This window comes from Nonomuraea glycinis (assembly GCF_035920485.1).
GTDB lineage: Bacteria > Actinomycetota > Actinomycetes > Streptosporangiales > Streptosporangiaceae > Nonomuraea > Nonomuraea glycinis.
In genome coordinates this window covers 7,294,367-7,317,857 of record NZ_CP109166.1, presented here as the reverse complement: position 1 = coordinate 7,317,857, position 23,491 = coordinate 7,294,367, and the positions used below count along the sequence as shown (strand labels likewise).

23 protein-coding genes and 1 pseudogene are annotated in these 23,491 nt (G+C 72.1%); 14 read left to right on the top strand and 10 right to left on the bottom strand.

What is annotated here, in order from left to right:
- Positions 1-152 precede the first annotated feature (152 nt).
- From OHA68_RS34275 to OHA68_RS34260, 4 genes and pseudogenes are all read left to right on the top strand, one after another.
- A complete protein-coding gene (locus OHA68_RS34275; protein ID WP_327103941.1) occupies positions 153-872 on the top strand; it encodes an ABC transporter ATP-binding protein in 720 nt (239 codons plus the stop codon).
- Positions 869-1,690: an ABC transporter permease gene (locus OHA68_RS34270; RefSeq protein ID WP_327103940.1), complete on the top strand. Its 822-nt coding sequence runs from the start codon at positions 869-871 to the stop codon at positions 1,688-1,690. The genes OHA68_RS34275 and OHA68_RS34270 overlap by 4 nt, the downstream gene beginning before the upstream one ends.
- A gap of 85 nt (positions 1,691-1,775) precedes the next feature.
- Positions 1,776-2,666, top strand: a pseudogene (locus OHA68_RS34265) (FAD-dependent oxidoreductase); the annotation flags it as partial.
- 134 nt (positions 2,667-2,800) lie between these two features.
- Positions 2,801-3,187, top strand: coding sequence for a hypothetical protein (locus tag OHA68_RS34260; protein WP_327109591.1), 387 nt, complete (start codon positions 2,801-2,803; stop codon positions 3,185-3,187).
- Here OHA68_RS34260 and OHA68_RS34255 read toward each other — a convergent pair.
- Genes OHA68_RS34255 through OHA68_RS34245 form a run of 3 tightly spaced genes read right to left on the bottom strand, consistent with a single transcriptional unit; the run spans position 3,175 to position 6,639 of the window.
- Positions 3,175-3,837: a TetR family transcriptional regulator gene (locus tag OHA68_RS34255; RefSeq protein ID WP_327103939.1), complete on the bottom strand. Its 663-nt coding sequence runs from the start codon at positions 3,835-3,837 to the stop codon at positions 3,175-3,177. The genes OHA68_RS34260 and OHA68_RS34255 overlap by 13 nt on opposite strands.
- Before the next feature lie 52 nt (positions 3,838-3,889).
- Positions 3,890-5,728 carry a bifunctional sugar phosphate isomerase/epimerase/4-hydroxyphenylpyruvate dioxygenase family protein gene (locus tag OHA68_RS34250; RefSeq protein WP_327103938.1) on the bottom strand — a complete coding sequence of 613 codons (1,839 nt, stop codon included), beginning with the start codon at positions 5,726-5,728 and terminating at the stop codon, positions 3,890-3,892.
- Between the two features lie 56 nt (positions 5,729-5,784).
- Positions 5,785-6,639 carry a shikimate dehydrogenase gene (locus OHA68_RS34245; RefSeq protein ID WP_327103937.1) on the bottom strand — a complete coding sequence of 285 codons (855 nt, stop codon included), beginning with the start codon at positions 6,637-6,639 and terminating at the stop codon, positions 5,785-5,787.
- A gap of 258 nt (positions 6,640-6,897) precedes the next feature.
- Between OHA68_RS34245 and OHA68_RS34240 the strand changes: the two genes are divergently transcribed.
- The 5 genes from OHA68_RS34240 (at position 6,898) to OHA68_RS34220 (ending at position 13,094) form a co-directional block, all read left to right on the top strand.
- On the top strand, positions 6,898-8,253 hold the full coding sequence (locus OHA68_RS34240) for an MFS transporter (RefSeq protein WP_327103936.1): 1,356 nt from the start codon (positions 6,898-6,900) through the stop codon (positions 8,251-8,253).
- A gap of 111 nt (positions 8,254-8,364) precedes the next feature.
- A complete protein-coding gene (locus tag OHA68_RS34235; protein ID WP_327103935.1) occupies positions 8,365-9,246 on the top strand; it encodes a hypothetical protein in 882 nt (293 codons plus the stop codon).
- Positions 9,243-10,340: a hypothetical protein gene (locus tag OHA68_RS34230; RefSeq protein ID WP_189139168.1), complete on the top strand. Its 1,098-nt coding sequence runs from the start codon at positions 9,243-9,245 to the stop codon at positions 10,338-10,340. The genes OHA68_RS34235 and OHA68_RS34230 overlap by 4 nt, the downstream gene beginning before the upstream one ends.
- A 37-nt stretch (positions 10,341-10,377) precedes the next feature.
- The gene (locus OHA68_RS34225; RefSeq protein WP_327103934.1) at positions 10,378-11,805 is read left to right on the top strand and encodes a hypothetical protein; all 1,428 of its coding nucleotides are present in this window, start codon (positions 10,378-10,380) and stop codon (positions 11,803-11,805) included.
- Positions 11,802-13,094: an AAA family ATPase gene (locus tag OHA68_RS34220; protein WP_327103933.1), complete on the top strand. Its 1,293-nt coding sequence runs from the start codon at positions 11,802-11,804 to the stop codon at positions 13,092-13,094. Before OHA68_RS34225 ends, OHA68_RS34220 begins: the two co-directional genes overlap by 4 nt.
- A 110-nt stretch (positions 13,095-13,204) precedes the next feature.
- Here the strand turns inward: OHA68_RS34220 and OHA68_RS34215 are convergent, their stop codons facing one another.
- Positions 13,205-14,134 carry a GNAT family N-acetyltransferase gene (locus OHA68_RS34215; protein WP_327103932.1) on the bottom strand — a complete coding sequence of 310 codons (930 nt, stop codon included), beginning with the start codon at positions 14,132-14,134 and terminating at the stop codon, positions 13,205-13,207.
- A 50-nt stretch (positions 14,135-14,184) separates the two neighbouring features.
- Between OHA68_RS34215 and OHA68_RS34210 the strand changes: the two genes are divergently transcribed.
- The 3 genes from OHA68_RS34210 (at position 14,185) to OHA68_RS34200 (ending at position 15,676) form a co-directional block, all read left to right on the top strand.
- A complete protein-coding gene (locus tag OHA68_RS34210) occupies positions 14,185-14,520 on the top strand; it encodes an STAS domain-containing protein (RefSeq protein ID WP_189139172.1) in 336 nt (111 codons plus the stop codon).
- Between the two features lie 72 nt (positions 14,521-14,592).
- Positions 14,593-15,138, top strand: a complete 546-nt coding sequence (locus OHA68_RS34205; RefSeq protein ID WP_327103931.1) for a TetR/AcrR family transcriptional regulator — start codon at positions 14,593-14,595, stop codon at positions 15,136-15,138.
- Between the two features lie 115 nt (positions 15,139-15,253).
- A complete protein-coding gene (locus OHA68_RS34200; RefSeq protein ID WP_327109590.1) occupies positions 15,254-15,676 on the top strand; it encodes an ATP-binding protein in 423 nt (140 codons plus the stop codon).
- Here OHA68_RS34200 and OHA68_RS34195 read toward each other — a convergent pair.
- Together OHA68_RS34195 and OHA68_RS34190 are read right to left on the bottom strand one after the other, a co-directional pair.
- On the bottom strand, positions 15,663-15,797 hold the full coding sequence (locus tag OHA68_RS34195) for a hypothetical protein (RefSeq protein ID WP_263652091.1): 135 nt from the start codon (positions 15,795-15,797) through the stop codon (positions 15,663-15,665). The genes OHA68_RS34200 and OHA68_RS34195 overlap by 14 nt on opposite strands.
- An 80-nt stretch (positions 15,798-15,877) precedes the next feature.
- Complete coding sequence (locus OHA68_RS34190; RefSeq protein ID WP_189139175.1) at positions 15,878-16,837, bottom strand: Ppx/GppA phosphatase family protein; 960 nt, start codon at positions 16,835-16,837, stop codon at positions 15,878-15,880.
- Positions 16,838-16,941: 104 nt separating this feature from the next.
- On the opposite strand from OHA68_RS34190, the gene OHA68_RS34185 reads away from it, so the two are divergent.
- Together OHA68_RS34185 and OHA68_RS34180 are read left to right on the top strand one after the other, a co-directional pair.
- On the top strand, positions 16,942-17,865 hold the full coding sequence (locus OHA68_RS34185; RefSeq protein ID WP_327103930.1) for a formylglycine-generating enzyme family protein: 924 nt from the start codon (positions 16,942-16,944) through the stop codon (positions 17,863-17,865).
- A 4-nt stretch (positions 17,866-17,869) separates the two neighbouring features.
- Positions 17,870-19,015 (top strand): UDP-N-acetylglucosamine--N-acetylmuramyl-(pentapeptide) pyrophosphoryl-undecaprenol N-acetylglucosamine transferase, encoded by a 1,146-nt coding sequence (locus OHA68_RS34180; protein ID WP_327103929.1) that lies wholly within the window; start codon positions 17,870-17,872, stop codon positions 19,013-19,015.
- 109 nt (positions 19,016-19,124) lie between these two features.
- On the opposite strand, the gene OHA68_RS34175 is transcribed toward OHA68_RS34180, so the two are convergent.
- From OHA68_RS34175 to OHA68_RS34160, 4 genes are all read right to left on the bottom strand, one after another.
- Entirely contained in the window at positions 19,125-19,997 is an 873-nt protein-coding gene (locus OHA68_RS34175; RefSeq protein ID WP_327103928.1) for a hypothetical protein, read from the bottom strand.
- Positions 19,998-20,038: 41 nt separating this feature from the next.
- Positions 20,039-20,956, bottom strand: a complete 918-nt coding sequence (locus OHA68_RS34170) for a hypothetical protein (protein ID WP_327103927.1) — start codon at positions 20,954-20,956, stop codon at positions 20,039-20,041.
- A gap of 33 nt (positions 20,957-20,989) precedes the next feature.
- The gene (locus OHA68_RS34165) at positions 20,990-21,880 is read right to left on the bottom strand and encodes a hypothetical protein (protein WP_327103926.1); all 891 of its coding nucleotides are present in this window, start codon (positions 21,878-21,880) and stop codon (positions 20,990-20,992) included.
- A gap of 157 nt (positions 21,881-22,037) precedes the next feature.
- Positions 22,038-23,426, bottom strand: a complete 1,389-nt coding sequence (locus OHA68_RS34160; protein ID WP_327103925.1) for a hypothetical protein — start codon at positions 23,424-23,426, stop codon at positions 22,038-22,040.
- Between the last annotated feature and the right edge of the window lie 65 nt (positions 23,427-23,491).

Genomic DNA, 23,491 nt, shown 5'->3' with positions numbered 1-23,491 from the left:
ATCCGGCCCGGCCGCACGCGGTCCCACCGCGCTGACGGGACGACCCGGTCCGGCCGCACGCGGTGCCACGCGCGGCCGGGCCGGGTCACTCGCCGACCGGCCCGCGGGAAAACCCGTTGCGTCCCGTCACGTGGGAGCCGCAGGCTGGACCAGTGCCCCTACTCGACGCCATCCGGTTGGTGAAACGGTTCGGGACGGTCACCGCCGTCGACGGGCTGAGCCTGAGCGTCGCCGAGGGCGAGGTCGTCGGGCTGCTGGGACTCAACGGCGCCGGCAAGTCGACCACCCTGCACATGCTGCTCGGGCTCATCACGCCCGACGCCGGGCAGATCAAAGTGTTCGGCCTGGACCTGGCGCGGCACCGGACCGAAGTGCTCAGCCAGGTGAACTTCGCCGCCAGCTACGTGGACCTGCCCGGCGTGCTGCTGGTCCGTGAGGTGCTCGACGCCTTCGCCATGCTGTACGCGCTGCGCCGGCCGAAGGCGCGGGTCGCCGAGCTGATCGAGCTGTTCGACCTGGGGCCGCTCAGCGGGCGCAGGGTGATGGACCTGTCGTCGGGGCAGCGCACCCGCGTGCAGCTCGCCAAGGCGCTGCTGAACGCGCCCCGGCTGCTGGTGCTCGACGAGCCGACCGCCAACCTCGACCCCGACGCCGGTGACCGCATCCGGGGCCTGCTGTCCCGGGCCGCCGAGGAGAACGGCAGCGCGATGCTGATCACCTCGCACAACATGCGCGAGGTCGAGCGGATGTGCCACCGGATCCACTTCATGGCCGGCGGGCGGATCGTGGCCTCCGGCAGCGCCGCGGAGCTGGCCGGCCGTTACGGGGCCGAGGACCTGGAAGAGGTGTTCTTGAAGGTGGCTCGCGGATGACGGCTCTCACTCTTCCCCCGCTCAGCCTGGCCGCGCGGCGCAGGCGGGTCCTCGGCGTCGTCCGGCGTGACTTCGCGGCGCTGCGGCGCAGCTCCGTCAGGATGTTCGAGATCCTGTTCTGGCCCACCGTGGAGCTGGCGCTGTGGGGCTTCCTCACGGTGTTCCTGCAGACGCAGCGGGTGCCGTTCGTGGCGTCGTTCCTCATCGGGGCCGTGCTGCTGTGGCAGGTGCTGCAGAAGTCCAGCAACGAGATCTCGATCGCGTTCCTGGAGGACGTCTGGTCGCGCAACCTGCTGAACGTGCAGGTCAGCCCGCTGTCCAGCGGCGAGTACCTCACGGGGCTGATGCTGTTCGCGCTGGGCAAGGTGGTGCTCGCGATCACCGTGATGGCGGGACTGGCGCTGCTCTTCTACGGATTCGGGGTGACGAGCCTGGGCGTGGGGCTGGTGCCGTTCATGGGCGTGCTGCTGATGTTCGGCTGGTCGCTCGGGCTGGTGGGCATCTCGGCGGTGCTCAGGTTCGGCGAGAACGCCCAGGTGATCGCCTGGTCGCTGGTGTTCGTGGCGCAGCCGCTGGCCGGGATCTTCTACCCGGTCTCGGTGCTGCCCGCGCCGCTGCAGACCGTCGCCTGGCTGATGCCGGCCTCCCACGTGTTCGAGGGCATGCGCACGGTCCTGAGCGGCGGGCCGGTGCCCTGGGAGCGGCTGGCCTGGGCGTCCGGGCTGAACGTCGTCTACCTGGCCGCCACGCTCGGCCTGTTCGCGTGGGCGCTCGGCTACGCCCGCCGGCACGGGCGGCTGTCGCGCTTCGGCGAGTGATCCGGCCCGGCCGCGCGTGGGACGGCGTGGTGCCGGGCAGGGGATGGCAGACTGCCCACAGGTGTCCTAGATTCCGGAGGTACGGGTGTCCGAGGTGTTCGACGTCATCGTGATCGGAGCCGGGCCGGCCGGCGAGAACGTCTTGGACCGGGCCGTGCGCGGCGGGCTGACCGCGGCGATCGTGGAGGACCGGCTGGCGGGCGGCGAGTGCAGCTATTGGGCGTGCATCCCGAGCAAGGCGCTGCTGCGCCCGGTGGAGCTGGCGGGCGAGGTCGCCCGGATGCCCGGCATGTCGCTCGGCCCGATCGACGTGGACGCGGTGCTCGCCCGGCGCGACGAGGCGGTGTCCCACTACGACGACGCGGGGCAGGTCCGCTGGATCGAGGGGGTGCCCGCCACGTTCGTGCGCGGGCGCGGGCGGCTGGACGGCGCCAAGCGGGTGCTGGTCACCGAACCGGACGGGTCGCAGCGGCTGCTGACCGCCAGGCACGCGGTCGTGCTGGCCACCGGCAGCACCGCGGCGATCGCGCCGGCACCCGGCCTGCGCGAGGCCGCGCCCTGGACCAGCCATGAGGTCACCGCCGTCACGTCCGTGCCCGGCCGCCTGGTCGTGATCGGCGGCGGCGTGGTGGCCTGCGAGATGGCGCAGGCCATGCACGGGCTCGGCGCCCGGCAGACGACCGTGCTGGTGCGCGGCGACACGCTGCTGCCGAGAATGGAGCCGTTCGCGGGCGAATTGCTGGCCGGCGCCTTCGCCGCCGCCGGCATCGACCTGCGCACCGGTACGGAGGCCGTCCGGGTGGAGCGGCCCGAGCCGGGCGGGAAGGTGACCGTGCACCTGCCGGACGGGCCGCCCGTCGAGGCCGACGAGATCCTCGTCGCGACCGGGCGGCGGCCCGCCACCGAAGGGCTCGGGCTGGAGAGCGTGGGCCTGCCCGGCGGCGAGTCCGTCGAGGTGGACGACAGCCTGCGGGCGACCGGCGTGGCCGAGGGCTGGCTGTACGCGGTGGGCGACGTCAACGGCCGCAACCTGCTCACCCACATGGGGAAATATCAGGCCAGGGCGTGTGGTGACGTGATCGTCGCGCGCGCCAAGGGCGCGCCGACGACCTGCCCGCCCTGCGCGCCACCGCCGACGGCTACGGCGCGCCGCAGGTCGTCTTCACCGACCCGCAGATCTGCGCCGTCGGCCGGACCGAGGAAGCGGCCCGCCGCGACGGGTTCCGGGTGCGCGCGGTGGAGTACGACCTCGCCTCCGTCAGCGGCGCCTACCTGCTCGGCGACGGCTATCAGGGCAGGGCCAAGGCGGTCGTCGACGAGGATCGCCGGGTGCTGCTCGGTGTCACCTTCGCCGGGCAGGGCACCGCCGAGCTCCTGCACGCGGCGACCATCGCGGTCACCGCCGAGGTGCCGCTCGAGCGCCTGTGGCACGCGGTGCCGTCCTTCCCCACCGTGAGCGAGATCTGGCTGCGCCTGCTGGAGGCCTACGGGCTCTGACCCCCGCGCAGGTAGGACACCACCATCTCGCCGACCATCGCGCGCAGCCTGTCGCGGTGCTCCGGCGCCGTCATGTCACGGCCGAACAGGGCGCCGAAGGTGTGCTGGTTGGCGACGCGGAAGAAGCAGAACGCGCTGATCATCATGTGCACGTCCACGGCGTCGGCCTCGGTGACGAAGTCGCCGCCGGCCCGGCCGGCGTCGAGGATGCGCGAGATGACGTCCAGCACGGGGGTGCCGAGGTTGGCCAGGGCCTCGGACTTGCGGATGTGCCGGCCCTCGTGGATGTTCTCGATCGCGACCAGCTTGATGAAGTCGCGGTGCCGGTCGTGGTGGTCGAACGTCAGCTCGGCCAGCGTGCGGATCGCCTCCTCCGGCGCCAGGTGCTCGACGTCCACGGCGCGCTCGGCGGCGCGGACCTCGAAGTAGGCCTTCTCCAGCACGGCAACGTAGAGCTTCTCCTTGCTGCCGAAGTAGTAGTAGATCATGCGCTTGGTGGTGCGCGTGAGCTCGGCGATCTCATCGACCCTGGCCCCCGCGTAGCCGCTCCGCGCGAACTCCCGCTGCGCGACCTGGAGGATCTCCGCCCTGGTGCGGTCGGCGTCCCGCCGGCGCTCGCCGGTCGGGCGGGTGGTGGGCTGCGAGGTCATGGGGCTCCACGGAAAGGCGGGACCGATTCGCCTCATCCTATGACCGGCTCGCTCACGGCGCGCCTGGGCCGCGTGCGTGCTGTACGGCCAGCCGCACGGCCGCGTTGGCGGCGCCGTAGCCCCGGTAGCCGCCCGTCCGCTCGACGATCTCGAAGAAGATCCGGCCCACCGTGATCGTGTACAGGTGCAGGAACTCTCCGTGCTCGTCCCTGTCGTACAGCAGCCCGAGCTCCCGGATCTCCGGGCCGACGTCGTGGCGGGCCTCAAGGTCGTCGTAGTAGTTGCCCGGGATCGGCAGCAGCAGGCCGGGGTGCTCGGCGCGCAGGCGGCGGGCGATGCCGCGGATGTCGTCGCAGGCCAGGGCGACGTGCTGCCAGGGCGTCTGCCGGGCTCCGACCCGCGCTTGGTTCAGCACCATCCGCACCGCCTCGTCCGGGCCGGCCATCGCCCTGCTGCGCAGGAGCCCGGACGGTTGCGGGACCTCCATGCTCTCCAACGGGCGCAGGCCCAGCACGCTGCGATAGAACAGCGACGCCTCGTCGAAGTGGTGCCACGGCTGGGTGAGCGCCACGTGGTCCACCCGGGTGACGCACCCTGGCGGCGGAGGTGCGGGCGGTGCCGGCTCGCCGGCGAAGTCGCCGGTCCAGTCGGGGTGGTCGGCCCGGCCGCTGCGGCAGAAGAAGATCTGGGTGCCGTCCGGCGCCGCGATCGCCTCCAGTGGGGCCTCTCCCGGGGCTCGCTCGCGCGGCAGTACAGGTGCCAGCAGGTCTTCGGCACGCCGGGCCGACGCGGCGGGATCCGGGGTCTCCAGGCCGATGGCGGCGAGTGCCGCTCCGGTTCCGGTGGCGTTGAGGAGGATCCGGGCCTCACCCTGCTCCCACATCTCGACTGGTTTGGTGGGGTGCGCGCCGGTACGGGCGAAGCCGAGTGCCGCCAGCAAGCCGACCAGCGTGGCGGCCTCACCGGGGGCCGGGGTGAAGGTGTCGCCGGCGGACGGTCCCGGGGTCGGCGCGGCCGCCGCCGTCCCGGTGGTGAGCTCGGTGAAGGCGAATCCCGTCGGGATCACCGGTCCCGCTTCTCGACGGTCGAGGGACTCCTCCAGGGCGATCAGCGAGCGCATCGCGTCCAGGGCCGTACGGCGGGCGTCGGACTGGCGGAAGACGTCGTTGAAGACCTCCAGCGACAGCGGGCCCTGATATCCGGTGTTGAGGACGTGGCGCACCAGCCCGGCCACGTCGAAGCCGCCCTGACCGGGGAAGCAGCGGTAGTGGCGGCTCCACTGGAGCACGTCCATGGCCAGCAGCGGCGCGTCCGCCAGTTGGAGGAAGAACACCTTGTCCCCCGGGATCGCCTCGATGCCGATCGGGTCGGAGCCGCGCGACAGGATGTGGAAGCTGTCCAGGCAGGTGCCGAGGTTCGGGTGGCCGGCCAGCCGGACGATGCGCCAGGCGTGCAGATACTCGTTCACGTGCCGTCCCCAGGCCAGTGCCTCGTAGGCGACCCGGATGCCGTGGCGGGCCGCGAGCTCGGCGAGGGCATGGAGGTGCTCGGCGGCCAGTTCGTCGTCGTCGGCCGACTCGGGTGACACGCTGGAGCACACCAGCAGCATCCCGGCGCCGAGGCGCTCCATGAGCCGGAACTTGCGCTCGGCCCGGCGCAGGTTGTGCTCCAGCGTCGCCGGTCCGACCGCTTCGAAGTCGCGTAACGGCTGGTAGAGGTCGATGCCGAGGCCGAGGCCCGCCGCGCGGTCGCGGATCTGCTCCGGGGACAGGGGGCAGGAGATCAGGTCGTTCTCGAAGATCTCCACGCCGTCGAACCCAGCGGCGGCGATCGCGGCGAGTTTCTCGGTCAGCGTGCCGCTGACCGAGACGGTGGCGATGCACTTGCGCATGCCGTCCTCCTTCGTGTCGCGCCGGTCCACGGCCTCTGCCGCCGGCTTCCCGGGTGTCAGGTGGTGATGAGGTCGGCCAGATGGGCGAGCATGCGTTCGGCGTCCGGTTCCCGGCCGGTGAAGAGGTGGAAGGCGTGCGCCGCCTGGAAGACGACCATGCCGCCGCCGTCCAGGGTGCGGCAGCCCAGCGCGCGGGCGTGACGCAGCAGGCCGGTCTCCAGCGGGCGGTAGACGATGTCGGCCACCCAGAGGCCGGGGTGCAGGAGATCGGCCGGCAGCGGTGTCCCCGGATGCTGGGCCATGCCCGTCGGGGTGGCGTGGACCAGGCCGTCGGCTCGGGGCAGCAGCATGGCGAGGTCCGCCTGTCCGGCGGGGTGTGCGCGGCCCGTACCGAAGCGTGCGGCGAGCTTCCCCGCGAGGGCCTGCGCGCGGGCCGGGACGGCGTCCACCACAGTGACCTCGTCCGCTCCGATCGTGAGCAGCGCATGGGCGACGGCCGCCCCCGCCCCGCCCGCGCCCAATTGGACGACGCGGCCGGTGGGGGCGGCGGGCAGGCCGCGGGCGAACGACTCGGCGAAGCCCGTCCAGTCGGTGTTGTGGCCGATGGCGCGCTCGCCCTCGAAGACGACGGTGTTGACGGCGCCCAGGATGGCGGCGTCGCCGGACAGGCCGTCCAGGTGCGGGATGACGGTCTGCTTGCAGGGGTGGGTGATGTTGAGGCCGTCGTAGCCGAGCCGCCTCGCCGTGCGGACGAGCTCTCCCACGTCATCGGCGGCCAGGCCGAGGTCGCCGAGGTCGATGAGCCGGTAGACGTAGTGGAGCCCGAGATGGCGCGCCTCGCCTTCGTGCAGAGCCGGGCTGAGGGACGGGCCGATGCCGGATCCGATCAGGCCGACCAGGTAGGAGGTCATCTGACGTGGCTCATCCTCACTCCGAAATGTACGAACTAGCGAGTTAGTCATAGCATCCCGGCAGCGGGCGGTGAAGAGGCGCACCGCATCCTCTTGACACCCGTTGGCCGTCACAGGACCATGACGGCACACAATTAACTATCTAGTTCGTAACTACATCCGGCGGGCTTGCGTACGCGATCAGCGGTGCGTGGCGGGGGATCCACCAAGCCGCACGAAAGCCATCCAGAACCACACTCAGAGCCGCAAGGAGCCCACGTGACCGATCAACCCCCCAGCATCCCGCAAGGCACCCCCCGCAAAGCGGCCACTGCGGCCTGGATCGGCAGCGCGCTGGAGTACTACGACTTCTTCATTTACGGCAGCGCCGCGGCCCTGATCTTCTCCCGGGTCTTCTTCGACGAATCCGACCCCGCCACGGCGACGCTCCAGTCGCTGGCCAGCTTCGGCGTCGCGTACGCGGCCCGGCCGGTCGGCGCCTTCTTCCTCGGGCACGTGGGCGACAGATTCGGCCGCAAGAAGATCATGGTGTTCACGCTCGTCCTGATGGGGGTGTCGACCTTCCTCATCGGCTGTCTGCCCACCCGCGACCAGATCGGCGGCCTCGCCCCGGTGCTGCTGGTCGTCCTGCGGGTGCTCCAGGGCCTGTCGGCGGCCGGCGAGCAGGCCAGCGCCAACTCCATGAGCCTGGAGCACGCCCCCGCCCATCGCCGTGGCTACTACACGAGCTTCACGCTCAACGGCACGCAGTTCGGGCAGATCCTGGCGACCATCGTGTTCATCCCGGTGGCCGCGCTGCCGGAGGAAGACCTGCTGACGTGGGGGTGGCGGATCCCGTTCTGGCTGAGCCTCGCCGTCGCCGTGGCCGGGTGGATCATCCGCCGGAGGCTGGAGGAGACACCGGCCTTCGAGCGCGAGGTCGCCGAAGGAACGGTGCCCAGGATGCCGCTGTCGCTGCTGTTCCGCGACCACTGGGCGAGCGTGCTGCGGGTGGTGTGCGCGGCGCTGATCGCCACCGTCAGCACCATCTTCACCGTCTGGGCGCTCAGCTACGCCACCAGCGACGCCGTCGGCCTGGACCGGGCCACCATGCTCTGGATCAGCACCGCCGCCAACGCCACCGCCCTGCTCGCCATCCCGCTGTGGGCCATCCTCTCCGACCGCATCGGCCGCAAGCCCGTCTTCCTCATCGGCGCCGTCGGCAGCCCCTTGATGATCTTCGCTTACCTGGCGGCGATCAACTCCAAGAGCTACCCGCTGATCTTCCTCGTCGGCATCCTCACGCTCGGCGTCGTCTACAGCGCGTCCAACGGGATCTGGCCCGCACTGTACGGCGAGATGTTCACCACCAAGGTCCGGCTGTCGGGCATGGCGATCGGCACGCAGATCGGGTTCGCCATCGCGGGCTTCGCGGTCGCCTCGGCCGCCGGGATCGTCTCCCCGTCCGGCTGGCTCGGCCTCCAGGGCTGGGGCGGAGTCGCCATCTTCACCGGCGTCCTCTGCGCGATCAGCGCCATCGCGGTGGCGACCGCGCGGGAGACGTACAAGACGCCGACCGAGCACCTCGGTCTCGACCCGGCCGAGCACCGGCCGAACGCCACCACGCCGTCCTGACGCCACGCCTGACGCTTCCGGGGCCGGCCCGTGGGCCGGCACCCGGAAGCACAGGCGACGCGATGGAGCGATATTACTGGTAATTACTGGAACTATTGGTACGCTCGCGCCATGAGTGACCGGCTGGACGATCTCGAGAGGCGGATCGACGAGCTACGGGCCGGTGTGCGGAAGGCCATGCGCGCCAGGGACGCCGCCACGGCCAGGATCCTGCGCGCGGAGCTGCGCACCGCCGAGCGCGCCTGGGACGCTCTGGTCAGCGGCGACGGTCCGGCGGCGGGGCACAGCCCGGCGGCTGAGAACGTACCGGAGAGCGGGCCGGGCGCGCCGCGACCGGCCCGCGCTGACGGCGCGGCGGCCAGGCGTGGTGACGGGCCGCGGCTGGTGACCGTGCGCGAGCAGGTGCACCAGGCGCTGGCCCTGCTCGACGCCCCCGCGCAGGCCCGGCTCATCGTCGCCGTGAGCCAGGCGTTCTTCGCCGGCTCCATCCGCAGCCCCCAGCTCACCAGCCTGCGCCGCGACGAGGAGCGCTCCTTCCGGTCCTCGCCGTACGGCAGGCCGTACTACCTGTGCGCGGCGCTCACCGACCGCCTCTCCCCCGCCCGCGGCCTGCTCACGGTCAGTACGTGGCCCGCCGATCGCAGGGTCGTGGGCCCGCTCAGCCCTCGCGTCGACTTCCTCACCTGCGCCTTACGGGTGGCGCGGCACCTCGGCGGGCTGACGGGCTCCTTACCGGACGGCGACCGGCTGCTGGCCAGGATGGCCCGCAACATCCCCGGCGCGGGCGACGACGCGTTCGGCCCGCCGGATCCCGGCCGGGTGGTCGAGGCGGCCCGCCGGGAGCTGCGCGTGCACACCCGCCGCGACACGCGGGACCGGGCCGAGCTGGCGAAACGCGCGACATCCCAGCTGGATGACGTGGCCGCGCTGTTCGGCGCCGCTACGCTGAGCACCGTCGCCAAGGAAAGATCCACGATGAGAGGCGGCCGATGAACCGGCTTGACGCGCTGCGCGGCACGACGCCGCAGAAGCCGCACGACGCCCGGGCGATCGCGGCGCTCGCCGCCAACCCCGGCTGCTCCCGCAGGGCGCTGATGGACGGGGCCGGGATCGACAAGGACGCCGCCGCGCGGCACCTGGGGTTCCCCGCGCCGTTCGGGCAGTCGCCGTTCGCGATCACGCGCGGCAACGCGTTCGAGGCGCTGGTCAAGGCCGACGGCTGCGCCGAGCTGCTGCGGATGCTGCGTGACCTGCTCGGCCTGCCGATCGCGGAGGTGGCCTACCACGACGTCGAGAACGTCGGCGCGCACCTGCGGCACACCCACACCAGGACGCTGATCGACCGCGCCGTCCGGCAGGAGGACGCGGGCACCGTCTACGACCATCCCCTGTTCACCCTGGACATCGCCGGGCACACCGCCTACCTGGAGCCCGACGTGGTCGCCTTCCAGCTCGGCGGGCGGTTCCACATCGTGGAGATCAAGTCGTTCGCGGTGATCGACGGGCAGGCGGACCCGGCCGCGGTGGCGGCGGCCGCGCGGCAGGCGGCCGTGTACGTGCTGGCACTGCGCGGACTGCTGGCGGAGCTGGGGCACGACCCGCTCCGGGTGTCGCACGAGGTGGTGCTGGTCTGCCCGGAGAACTTCGCCAACCGGCCGGTGGCGACGCTGGTGGACGTGCGCCGGGAGCTCGCGGTGCTGCGCCGCCAGCTCACCCGGATGACGACCCTGGACCGGCTGCTGGACGGGCTGCCGGACGACCTGACGTTCGACCTGCTGCCGGGTGAGGACGGGCTGCCCACCAGGCCGGTCGCCGAGCTGGCCGACGCGGTGCGCGGGGCGGCGGCCCGCTACGCGCCCGACTGCCTGTCCACCTGCGACCTGTGCTTCTTCTGCCGGGACGAGGCCAGGCAGGAGGGCGCCTCCGACCTGCTCGGCCGGCACGTCCGTGACGAGCTGGGCGGGGTGGCCTCCGTCGGCGAGGTGCTCGGCCTGGCCGACGGCACCCGCGACGCCGCCGCCGGCCAGGAGGAGATCGCCCGGCTCCTGCGCAACGCCGAACGCCTGCGCCGGGAGTGCCTCACGTGACCCCGCCCCACCGCGCCGCACGCCGGAGGTTTCCGGCATGAGTCTGCTCACCTCGCTGGCCCGGCTGCGGGCCCTCGACGAGGGCATCGCGCAGCCGATCGCGACCGTCCGGCACTGTCATGTGTCGGCCCGGCCCATGGTGTTCATCCCGCTCAAGCTGTCGGGCGAGGCCGCCGCGCCGCTGGCCGCCATGCTCGGCACCGACCGCGACGAGCCCCGGCTGCTGGTCGTGCCCCAGCCGCGCAACCGGGACCTGCGGTTCGCCTGGGCCGCCGAACTGGCCGGGGTGCTGGTGCCGTACATCGAGACCTTTCTGGCGAGCACCGAGACGGTGGAGCGCAAGAACGCCGACCCCTACGAGCGGGCGGTGGACGCGCCGCAGCTCGTGGTGCCGAACCGGGCGGGGGTGGCGTTCACCCGGCTGCTGGGGCGCTCGACCCGCTTCCGGAGCCTCGACGGGCCCTACCCGGTGCCGATGGGGGTGCCGCTGCTGGGGCGGTGGCTGACGTACTTCGCCGAGCGCGCCGCCTACCCGGGCTCGGCGCTGACGCTGTGCGCGACCGACGAGCTCGGCCGGCACTGGGCGAGCGGGCAGAGCGCGCTGGAGGACGCCAACCTGGCCGCGCTGGTCTCCTGGATCACCGAGGGGCCGAACGACGACGCCGAGGACCCGCTGATCTGGCCGCCCGCGGGGCCGGCGACCGACCCGGGTTTCGACGCCGAGGTGCTCGCGCCGGCGATCGAGAGCGAGTCGGCCGAACGCGTCACCGAGGCGCTGCGCACCCAGCTCGAACCCACCTGGCGGCTCATGTGGCGGGCGCTCGACCTGCTGCGCGGCCTGCGGGAGGGCGCCGGCGTGGCGCAGCGGTGGGAGCAGGACCGCGCCTCCTTCAGCGGCATGGCCGCCCAGGTCACCGAGGGCGGGCCGCCGCAGGCCAGGCGTGACGGCGCGATCGCGGCGGCCGCCCGGCTGGCCCGGATGGAGCGCGCCCAGGCCGCCTACGACGTGCAGCGCGCCTACGACGACCCGCTGATCATGGCCGAGTACCGCCTGACGGGCGAGGCGTTCGCGGGCGAGGTGGTGGAGAACGATCCGGACAACACCGAGGGCGAGGGCCGTTCGCGCAAGCTCCGCCCGCTGGTCGTGATCAAGACCGACGATCCGGTACGGCTCGCGCCGGGGACCGCCCTGGGCACGCCGGAGCGGCGCGGCCAGGGCGCGCAGCTGGTGTCGGCGCGCGACGGCCTGGTCACCATCAAGATCACCAAGGGGATGGGCCGGGCCAAGACGCCCGCCCCCGGCTCGGTGCCGGAGGTGGGCGAGCGGGTCTGCTACACCTCGCTCACCGACGACTTCCAGGGCTCACCGGCTCTGCCGGACCCGGAGGCGACCCCGTGGACGCACGGCGGCCCGCCCCAGACGTACGTGCCCACCGACGAGGACGCTCAAGAGGAGTGGTCGTGACCGTGCAGCCGGCCGGCCCCACCCCGGAGCAGGTCATCCAGGCCGTGCTCGCCGACCTGCCGCGCCACCGCGGCGTGGTGGTCGACTCGCCGCCGGGCGCCGGCAAGTCCACCCTGGTCGTACGGGCGGCGGCGCACATCGCCGAGACCGGCGAGCCGCTGATGATCGTGGCCCAGACCAACGAGCAGGTCGACGACCTGGTGGCGCGCATCAGCGACAAGCACCCGAGGCTGACCGTGGGCCGGCTGTCGGCGGGCGGCTACGTGCCGCCGGCCCGGATGCTGGAGCTGCCCGGCGTCACCGTCGGCACCCGCGTCCAGGACCTGGGCGATCCCGACATCGTCATCGCCACCGCGGACAAGTGGGCGTGGATCTCCGGCCGGGTCTGGCCGTGGGCGATCGTGGACGAGGCCTACCAGATGCGCTCGGACAAGCTGCTGCGCATCGCCGGGCTGTTCGAGCGGGCGCTGTTCGTCGGCGACCCGGGCCAGCTGGACCCGTTCTCCATCGTGGACGGCGACCGGTGGTCGGGGCTGTCGTGGGACCCGCTGCAGAGCGCGGTCTCGGTGCTGCTGCGGCACAACCCGGACCTGCCGGTGCACCGGCTGCCGGTGTCGTGGCGGCTGCCCGCCTCGGCCGCGCCGGTGGTGTCGGGGGCGTTCTACCCGTTCACCGGCTTCACCTCGGGCACCGGGCCGCAGGATCGGCACCTGGAGCTGGCCACCGGCGGCATGGGCACGGTGCACGACCGGGCGCTGGAGGAGGCGGCCAGGTCCGGGTGGGCGCTGCTGGAGCTGCCCAACCGGCACACCGTGCGTACCGACGGCGAGGCCGTGGAGGCGGTGGCGCTGCTGGCCGAGCGGCTGCTGCAGCGGGGCGCCGTGGCGACCTCGGAGCAGGGCGAGCGGCCCGTGACGGCCGACCGGATCGCGGTCGGCGCCGCCCACCGCGACCAGGTGGCGGCGATCAGGAGCGCGGGGCTGCCGCGGGAGATCACGGTCGACACCGCCAACCGGCTGCAGGGCCGCGAGTACGACGTCACCATCGTGCTGCATCCGCTGTCGGGACGCCGCGACGCCACCGCGTTCCACCTGGAGTCGGGGCGCCTGTGCGTGCTGACCTCGCGGCACCGGCACGCCTGCGTGGTGGTGGCCAGGGCGGGCATCGCCGAACTGCTGGACGCCCACCCCTCGGCGGAGCCGGTGCAGCTCGGCGCGCCGGTGAAGTTCCCCGACGGCTGGGAGGCCAACCAGTCGGTGCTGGACCACCTGGCCGCGCACCGCGTCTAGATCGTGCGCCAGCGCGCGCCGTAGCGTCCGCATCTTGCGCCGTCGCACGTCATAGCGTCCGGATCTTGCGCCGTCGCGTCCAGATCGCGTGTCGTCACACGCCCGCGCGTTCAGATCTTGCGGCGCCAGACGTCGATGGTCAGGACCGGCCGCATGCCCGCCGACTCGTACAGGCCGAGCGCGGGGGTGACGTTGTTGGAGTCCACGTGCAGGATCGTGCCCTTGCGGCCGCGGGCGGCGTCCGCGGCGAAGGCGCGGCGCAGCAGGAGCTTGCCGAGCCCGCGTCCCCGGAAATCGGGCAGCACCGCCAGCGTGGCGACGTAGCCGCACTGCTGGTCGATGACGAACTGGTCGTTGCCGTGCACCATCGCCGCCGGGCGGCCGTCGATCCTGGCCAGGATGAGCTGGCTCCAGTCGTTGGCGCTCTGCTGCTGCCTGCGCTCGAACCACAGGTCATAGTCGCTGGGGACGAAGCCGTAGTGGTCGGCGAAGCCTTCCTGCTGCACCCGGTGCGCCTCGCGGCGGACCTCGTCGCTCAGTCCGGTGTGCAGGGTGAGACCCGGCGGCTCGGCGGGCGGCTCGACGGGCCCGTCGAAGTCGATGCGCATGCGGGAGAAGCTGGTGCTGGGCTCGAAGCCGTACTTCCTGGCCAGCGCGCGCTTGGTCTCGTCGGCGCGGTAGGCGACCACGTCGACCGTGGCGGTGTCGTGGCCGCGCTCGCGGGCGAGCTCGCGGGCCCGCTCCAGGACGACGGGCCATAGCCGCTCGGCCAGGCCGTCGACGCCCGGCCGGACGCTGACCTCGATCTCCACCAGGTCGCTGTCGCCCAGCCCGACCGCCCACGCCCAGGCGAGGAGGCGGCCGTCGGCGTCGTGCGCCAGCCAGGCGTCCTGGTCGAGATCGAGCTTCGGCTCGGCCAGCACCTCCTCGATGTCGCCGAGCGTGGTGTCGGACACGCCGAGCGCCGCCACGTCGCATGCCGCACTGAGCTCGTGAATCGCGGCGGCATCCTCGGCCCGCGGCCGCCTGATGATGTGCATGCGGGTGATTCTCCACAAAACGCCTACCGCCTGCCTCTCATTTTCCTTCCATGGATAGGCTGTGGGACGTGCTCGACAAGACACCGCTACGCATTGAGATCGCCTCGCCCGCTCCGGGGACGATCCAGATCGCGCTCAGCGGTGACCTCGACTTCGACACGGCGGCGGAGCTCACGTCCCTCCCCGTGGACGGCTACGACCGGGTGGACGTCGATCTGTCCGGCCTGGCCTTCATCGACTCCTCGGGGCTGGCCTCGCTGGTCCGCCTGCAGCAGGCCGTGGCCAAGACCGGCGCGGTGCTGCGCGTGGTGGCGCTGACCCCCTATGTGCGCAGCCTGATGCGGATGACGGCGCTGGACCGGCTGTTCGGCATCCCGCCGGCCTGATCTTGCTTACCTGCCGCCCGGCAGGTGACTAAGCTGGGGGATCTCATCTCCGGCCGTCGAGACAGGTGCGTAGTGCGGGAAGACACCCGGTCCCGGATCCAGGAGGTCGCCCTCGAGCTCTTCACCGAGCAGGGGTACGAAGCGACGTCGCTGCGGGAGATCGCCGAGGAGCTCGGCGTGACGAAGGCCGCGGTCTACTACCACTTCAAGACCAAGGACGAGATCGTGGCCAGCCTGGCCGAGCTGTGGGCGGCCGAGATGGACGGCCTGCTGAGCTGGGTCAGGTCGCAGCCCAGGACCGCGCCGATGCGGCGCGAGCTGCTCCTGCGCTACGCGGCCAAGCTGCGCGAGCCGCGCTACGTGGGGATCGCCCGGTTCCTGGAGCGCAACCAGACGGCGCTGCGCCATCATCCGAGGATCTTCCGGATGCGCGAGGTGCTGGTGGAGCTGGTCGGCGAGATGAGCGAGCCCGGCATGTCCACGACCACCCGGGTCAGCCGCTTCATGGCCCTGTACACCCTGCACGCCGGGAAGTGGGTGGCGGGCGACGGGCCGCTCGCCGAGCAGGACCTCGCGGAGGCCTCGATCGAGGTGGCGCTCGGTCTCCTGGAGCCGTAGGGAGCCGTAGGAGGCCGTAGAGGGCTGTGGCGCGGGTGGCGCCGGTGACGATTGCCAGGCCAGATCTTGGGCAGGAGGGTCGCACGGCGAGTGGGAAGGAAACGCGGTGGAGACGATGATCGCGCTCCGGCTGCCCAGGGACGCGGCGAGTGTGCCGCTGATCAGGCAGATGCTGGACGGCACACTGCGATCGCTGGGCGTGGACGAGCAGATCCGCGACGACATCGAGCTCATGCTCAGCGAGGCGTGCTCCAACGTGGTCAGGCACGCCCAGCCCAGTGACGATTACACGGTCAGTGTCACCGTCTACGACGACCTCTGCGTGATCAAGGTGATCGACACGGGCGGCGGCTTCGACGCCGCCGCCGTGCGTGAGCCCTCGCCCGGCTCGGAGCACGGCCGCGGGCTGCAGATCATGCGTGCGCTCGCCGATGACGTCCGCTTCACCAACAGGCGGGAGAACGGCGCGGTGGTGTGCCTGGAGAAGAGGCTCCGCTTCGCCCCGGGGGCGGCGGGGCCGCACTTCATGACGACCTAGCCGTCAGGCCCGCCATGACGGCGAGCCAGATGATCACGACCACCGAGATGAGGACCACGGCCAGGAACGACAGGATGAGGGCGATCACCAAAGAGGCGAACGCGCCGAGCAGTGTCCACATCCGCGAAAAGTGCCCCCGATGGACCTCTCTTATGCTGTTTCTCCACCGCTAACTGGGCGTTATATGAGGATATTTCGCCCTTACCTGGTGGCGGTGTTGTGCGGATCGAGGCTGCTCGGCAGCATGTCCAGCCGGCGCAGTATCACCCCTTCACGCAGCGCCCACGGGCACACCTCCAGCCGGTCCACCTCGTACAGGTCCATGACGGCGTCGGCCACGACCGCACCCGCGGCGAGTTGCGCCGCCCGCCCTTCGGACACGCCCGGCAGGCCCGCGCGCTCGGCGGCGCTCATGGTGGTGAGCTCCGCCGCCCAGCGGGCGCTGTCCTGCCTCGTCAGCGAGCGCGAGACGTAGAGACCGTCGCCCGAGGGCGCCGCCCCGGCGATCCTGGCGAGTTGCTTGAACGTCTTGGAGGTGGCCACGGCCCGGTCGGGCCGGCCGTGTCTGACGACGTCCCTGACCGTGCGGGCGATCTCGCCGCGGACGTGCTTGCGCAGGCTCCGCGCCTCCTCGGCGGTGGGCGGGTCCTCGGTGAGCCGGTCGCGGGTCAGCCGCCCCGCGCCGAGCGGCAGGGACACGGCCGCGTCGGGCTCCTCGTCGACCCCGGAGGCGATCTCCAGCGAGCCGCCGCCGATGTCGAAGACGAGCAGCCGGCCGGACGACCAGCCGAACCAGCGCCGTACCGCCAGGAACGTCAGCCTCGCCTCGTCGCGCCCGGACAGCACGTCGATGCGCACCCCGCAGCGGTCGTCGATGTCGGCGAGCACCTGCTCGCCGTTCGCGGCCTCTCGCACGGCGGAGGTGGCGAAGGCCAGCAGATCCTCCACGCCCTTGTCCTCGGCGATGCGCACCGCCTCCTCGACGAACGCGCCGAGCCGCTCGACGCCCTCGGCCGACAGGGTGTCGCCCTCGTCGAGGTGCTCGCTCAGCCGCAGCTCCTCCTTGTGCGAGTAGGCGGGGATGGGCCGGGCGCCGGGGTGGGCATCGACGACGAGTAGGTGGACGGTGTTCGAGCCGATGTCCAGCACGCCGAGTCGCATGGCTCGACGCTACAGCTCAGCGCGCCACCCGGGGAAACCGACTCCACCGGATGATCAGGGCGCGAACGCCCACTACGCTTTCCGGTGACAGGTGAGGAGTGCTGATGGCAGCGTGCTGCGGTCCGAGCAGGGACGCGGCCGCCGGATCCCACCGGCCGGAGGCCGGGCGGGCCGTGGTGGTGGAGGCGGGGCGGCGCGAGCCACCGCGCGGGATGGCGCGCATCCCCGGCGGGACCTTCTGGATGGGCGGGGACGACCCGGACGGCAGGCCGGAGGACGGCGAGGGCCCGGTGCGGCAGGTGCGGCTGAGGCCGTTCCTGATCGATCCGACCTGCGTGACGAACGCGCGGTTCGCCACCTTCGTGAAGGACACCGGGTACGTCACGGAGGCCGAGCGGATCGGCTGGTCGTTCGTCTTCCGGCAGTTCGCCGGGCACGGCGTCATGGACGCGAGCGTGCCGCAGGCGCCCTGGTGGGCGGGGGTCGAAGGGGCGACGTGGCGGTCGCCGGAAGGGCCCGGCTCCTCGGTGCGCGACCGGCAGAACCACCCGGTCGTGCACGTGTCGTGGCACGACGCGGCCACGTACGCGGCCTGGGCGGGCAAGCGGCTGCCGACGGAGGCCGAGTGGGAGATGGCCGCGCGCGGCGGCCTGGAGCGGGCCCGCTACCCGTGGGGGGACGAGCTGGCACCGAAGGGCCGCCCGCGGTGCAACATCTGGCAGGGCCGCTTCCCGGGCGCGCCCAGCAAGGGCACGATGCCGGTCAAGTCGTTCCAGCCCAACGGCCACGGCCTCTACAACGTGGCGGGCAACGTGTGGGAATGGACCGCCGACTGGTGGGGCACGGCGTGGGAGCCGTTCGCCGAGGACCCGTCCGGGCCCGCCGACGGCGACGCCAAGGTGATGCGCGGCGGCTCCTACCTGTGCCACGACTCCTACTGCAACCGCTACCGGGTGGCCGCGCGCACTGCCAATACTCCCGACTCCGCCACCGGGCACACGGGTTTCCGCTGTGCGGCCATAGTCTGAGCGCATGTCACGAACCCTGCGACTGCTGATCACCGGCGGCGGCACCGGTGGTCACACCTATCCGGCTCTGACGACTCTGTCGGCGATGCAGCGCCGTCAGGTGCCGCACGACGTGCTCTGGGTGGGCACGTCCGGCGGCCTGGAAGCCAAGATCACCGCCGAGCACGGCATCCCGTTCAAGGCGATCACCACGGGCAAGCTGCGCCGCCGCCCCAATCTGCGCGAGCTCGGCACCAACATCGCCGACGTGTTCCGGATCCCGGTGGGGGTGTTCCAGGCGGTCGGGCACGCCGCCCGCTACCTGCCCGACGTGGTGCTGTCCACGGGCGGCTACGTGGCGGTGCCGATCGGCGTCGCGGCCAAGCTGATCCGGCGCCCGCTGGTCATGCACGAGCAGACGACGGTGGTGGGGCTGGCCAACCGCATCCTGTCCAGGCTGGCGACCCGGATCGCGCTGTCGCACGAGTCGTCCCTGGACTACCTGCCTGCCTCGACCAGGGACAAGGCCGTGGTGACGGGCAACCCGATCAGGCCGGAGCTGCTCCAGGGCAACCGGGCGGCGGCCTACGACCTGTTCGGGCTGACGTTCGAGGTGCCGCTGATCTACGTGACGGGCGGCGCGCAGGGCAGCAAGCAGATCAACACGCTGATCCAGGAGATCCTGCCCCGGCTGCTGCCGCACGCCCAGATCGTGCACCAGTGCGGGCCCGCGTGGATCGAGCAGATGCGCTCCGTCGAGCTGCCCGCGGAGCTGGCCGACCGCTACCATCCGGTCCCCTACGTGGGTGGCGAACTGCCCGACCTGTACGCGGCCGCCGACGTGGTGATCGCCCGCAGCGGCGCCGGCACGGTGTCGGAGCTGACCGCGATCGGCAAGCCGTCGGTGCTGATCCCGCTGATCCCGACGGGCGGTGACGAGCAACGCAAGAACGCCGCCTACCTGGTGTCGGCGGGCGCCGCGCGCGCCCTGCTGGAGCCGCGCCCCACCGCCGAGTTGCTGCTGGCGGAGCTGATGCCGCTGCTCGCCGACCCCGGCCGGCTGGCCTCGATGGGCGAGGCGGCGCAGAAGCTGGGCCGCCTGGACGCAGCCGACGCGCTCTGCGACCTGCTGGTGCAGGCGGTGGAAGGTACAACGCGGACCGGCGCCTGATGAGTGGACAGTACGACCCGCCCGGCGCCTGACCGAGTGGACCTACGACGCGGCCGGCGCCTGACCGAGTGGACCTACGACCCGCCCGGCGCCTGACCGGCGGGGCCGGTCAGGGATCGAGGTGGCGGAAGGCTTCGTGGGCGGAGTGGAGGCTCCGCCGCAGGGCCTGGTCGAGCTGGTCGGCGTCGCGGGAGAGCCGTTCGATCTCCGGCACCGCGAAGCCGTCGGCGCCGGACTCGGCGACCAGCTCCTCATACTGGTGGATCCGGCCGCGCAGCTCCTCGATCTGCTGGTGGGCCCGGTAGGCGCGCTCGGCCTCGGCCACGTTGGCGGCGTAGCGCTCCAGCGCCTCGACCCGGGCCACCACGGCGTCCTCGCTGCTGTCGAGCGCCCTGGCGAGCGGCTCGGCGACCGCGGCCACCTCGGGGCTGATGCCGTCGGTCACGGTCTTCCTGTGCTTGGCGCGCAGCGCGGACAGCTTGGCCAGCAGCCGGGCGATCTCCCACTCCTGCGCGGGCAGCATCACCGCGTTGCGTACGTCGTCGAGCAGGCCTTCGGCGTTGACCGTCGACTCGGTCACGGCGGTGACGGCCCGGTGCGCCCGGGCCAGCAGCCGGCGGGAGGACTCGTCGAGGTCGTCGGCGAGCACGTAGCGGCCCTCGTACCAGCGGAGCTGCTCGTAGATCTCGCGCTCGGCGGTGGCCTGCTCCTCCTCGCCGAGGTCGGTGTGGACCAGGGTGAGGACGAGGACGGGCGCGGCGACGAGGGCGAGCAGCAGCATGCCGAGGCCACGGGTCATCACGGCGAGGGTGACCAGGAGGGCGGCCACGGTCATCACGGTGATGGTCGTGGAGCGGCCCACGCCCGCCTTGGGCGGTGGCACGGGCACCCAGCCGCGGCGCATTTTGATCAGGACGTGTTTGCTCTGTCTGATCAGTCGCGCGTCGTCCGCGGGCACCCCCGGATCTACTACCACATCCACCACAAACTCGGATCCTAGGGGAAATCGGTGTTCGGGGGTCATCAAACGTCTCCCCCGCGTAAATGGCGAAATGCCTCCTGGGCGGAGCTGACGCTGTCGCGCAGGGCCTCCTCAAGACGGTCGGCGTCCTCGGTCAGCCGGCTCAGCTCGGGCATGGCCGAGTCGTCGGCGCCGGATTCGGCCAGCAGTTCCTCATAGCGGGGCAGGTTGGCGCTGAGCCGGTCGATCTGGCGCCTGGCGCGGTAGGCGCGCTCGGCCTCGGCCACGTGGCCGGCGTAGCGCTCCAGCGCCTCGACGCGCGTGAGCACCGCCCGCTCGCTGCCGTCGAGCACCTGGGCCAGCGGTTCGGTGACGGCCGCGACCTCCGGGGTGATGCCCTCGGCGACCACCTCGTCGTGCTCGGCCCGCAGCCGCGACAGCTTGGCCAGCAGCCGGGCGATCTCCCACTCCTGCGCGGGCAGCATCACCGCGTTGCGCACGCCGTCGAGCAGCCCTTCGGCGTGGACATGGGAGCCCATGATGGCGTCGATGGCCGTCTGGGCGCGGGACAGGAGCGCGCGGGCGCTGTCGTCGAGGTCCTCGTGCAGCACGAACCTGCCGTCGTAGCGGCGGGCGCTCTCGTAGACGTGGTGCTCGACCACGTGCCGTCGCTCGGCTTCGGCGTCCGGCCGGGGCCTGGCCACCATGCCGATGACCAGCAGCGCGGCGAGGGTCATGATGACGACGAACGGCGTGTAGAGGCCGGCCAGGAAGAAGTCGAGCCCCCACCCGATGGCCACCAGTGCCACCGCGCTGATCAGCATGTTGGTGACCAGGCCGTACGCGGGCGAACGGGGGCGGTGGGTGGGGATCCAGCCGTCCCGGATGCGTACCAGCACCTTGCGGTTGTCACGGAACAGCTCGGCGGCCTCGCCAGGCACCGTCGGCTCTACTACCACCTTCGCAGGGCGACCGGGCACCTTACTGATCCTATGTGGCGATCTGTCCGAACGTCAGCCCTCCAGGTAGCGGAACGCCTCGTGCGCGGAGCTCACACTGCGCCGCAGCGTACGTTCGACGTTGTCGGCGTCCTGGGCGAGCCGTTCGATCTCGGGTACGGCCAGCGCGTCGGCGCCCGACTCGGCCAGGAGCTCCTCGTAGTGGGGCAGCCGGGCGCGCAGCGCCTCGATCTGGCCGCGGGCGTGGTAGGCGCGCTCGGCCTCGGCCACGTGGCCGGCGTAGCGTTCCAGTGCCTCGACCCGCGCGACCACGGCGGCCTCGCTGACGTCGAGGGCGTTCTGCAGCGGCCGGACCACGGCCGCGACCTCCGGCGCGATCCCCCGGTCGATGAGGTCGCGGTGCTCGGCGCGCAGCATCGAGAGCTTGGCCAGCAGCCGGGCGATCTCCCACTCCTGCTCCGGCAGCATCACCGCGTTGCGCGCGTCGTCGAGCAGGCCCTCGGCGTTGACATGGGAGCGCAGCACGGTGCCGATGGCCCGCTGCGCCCTGCGGAGCACCTGCCCGGCCTGCTCGTCGAAGTCCTCGGGCAGGAAGTAGCGGCCGTCGTGACGCCGGGCGTGCTCGTAGACGTCCCGCTCGTGCGGGCGGTGGTTCACCGGCACCTCGTTGATACTGGCGATCTTGATGAGCACGACGAAGACGAACGTCCCCAGCAGGACGAAGCCGACCGGCGCCATGGCGGTCTCCAGCAGCACGGCCATCAACGCGATGATCACCGGGGTGATGGCGAGCAGGATGACGCTCGACGGGCTCCTGCGCGGCCGCTCGACCGGCGCCCCGGCAGGGGGCACCCAGCCGGATCTGATCCTGGACAGCAGCGGGGCGTTGGCACGCAGTAACCCGGCGATCTCCGGCGAGACTCCCGGCTCGACCACCACACCCACGCTCTGTCCTGGCACCCTGGCGCCCCCAACGCTCGTGATGACGGGATACTACGAGACATTTCGCCTAAGTGGCAGGCTCGCGAAGGACAGGTCAGGAAACCACCAGTTCCGCCCGCCGATCACCTCCATCGCGGCCGGCACCAGTGCACCGGCCGCCTCACACCCGCACAGTAGTGCGCTCCCGCGCCGTCGCGTGATACCGCCGTCGCGGTAGGGCGGGTACGGCGAGTGCGGCGGCGAGGCAGGCCATCGGGATGGCGGGCAGCACGTACCGGTGGTCGAAGTCGATCGCGGCCACCGGCGCGACGAGCAGGAACATGGCGAACCCCCATGGCAGCAGCGCGGGGCGGCGGCGGCCGACCGAGCCGGCCGCCCCGACGAGCAGCAACACCCCGAACAGCGTCCCGTGCAGGAACCATGGGTAGGGGTAGGCGGCCAGGATGGACCCGTACGGCTCGACGGAGCTCATGCCGCGGATGGCAGGGTCGTACTCCGTGCGCACCTTGTGTATCAGGGCGTGCTCCTCCGGCAGTTCCCAGGAGCCGTACGGGAAGCTCGTGGTGGGCGTCACCCGCCGGGGGTGCCGCACCGGCTCCCAGGTGAAGGCGAGCGAGGTGTCCGCGACCACCTCGCGCAGGTAGTCGAGCGGCTGGGCGGCGATGGCCTTCAGCGCGAAGGACCTGGCCAGGTCGTTGTGCAGGAAGCGGTCGCCGGGCAACTGGTTGAGCGAGGCGCCGGGCGCCCAGACGTACTCGGATGCGGCGTCCACCGTCGTGCCGTTCGGGCAGAGTTTCGCCTCTTCGGGCGGCGGCTGGATGATCCGGCAGTCGGCGAAGGTCATGGTGCGTGCCCAGAGCGCGACGCCGTCGGAGCCGCTGAGCGCGAACCGGCCGTGGTGCTGGGCGTACCAGCCCGCGTAGGCGAGCAGTGGCAGCGCGCCGGCCAGCAGCAGGGCGGTGGTCCGCCGCCACGGCGTCCGTCTCAGCAGCAGGTAGAGCGCGGCCAGGCCGAGCAGTGGCACGGCGGCCGTGCGGGTCATCCCGGCCAGGGCGATCAGCAGGCCCGCCGCCACGGCGGCGCGCGCCGTCACCTCCTCGCGCCACATCAGCACCAGCAGTGCCGCCACGAGCAGGGCGATCACCTGCAGGTCCGACAGGATCGAGTGCTCCAGCCGGATGAACGACGGGTCGAACAACACGGGCAGCGTCGCGAGCGCCGCACCCCAGCCGGGCAGCCCTCTGCGGCGCAGCAACGCGTACATCATGACCGCGACGCCGAGCCCGATCACATGCTGTACGCCCGCGATCAGGTACACGCTGTGGAAGGGGCGCATCAGCCACAGGAACCAGGCGTACCCAGCGGGGTGGAAGGCCCCTCCCGGCCGCATGTGCACGGCCGTGTCCAGGTAGGTGAAGGAGTCGTACCAGTACAGCTGCGCGGTGTCGTACCCCAGCATGACCAGCACGCGCAGCGCGGCGGCGAGCGCGAGCGCGGCGCCGAACAGGCGGTGCCCGGCCGGCCCTCTGAGGATGAGAATGGACGCCATGGATCCGCCTCGGAACGGGCCGGGGGGATCCCGGCCGGAGGCAGGGCAGTCCAGCGGCCGGGCGC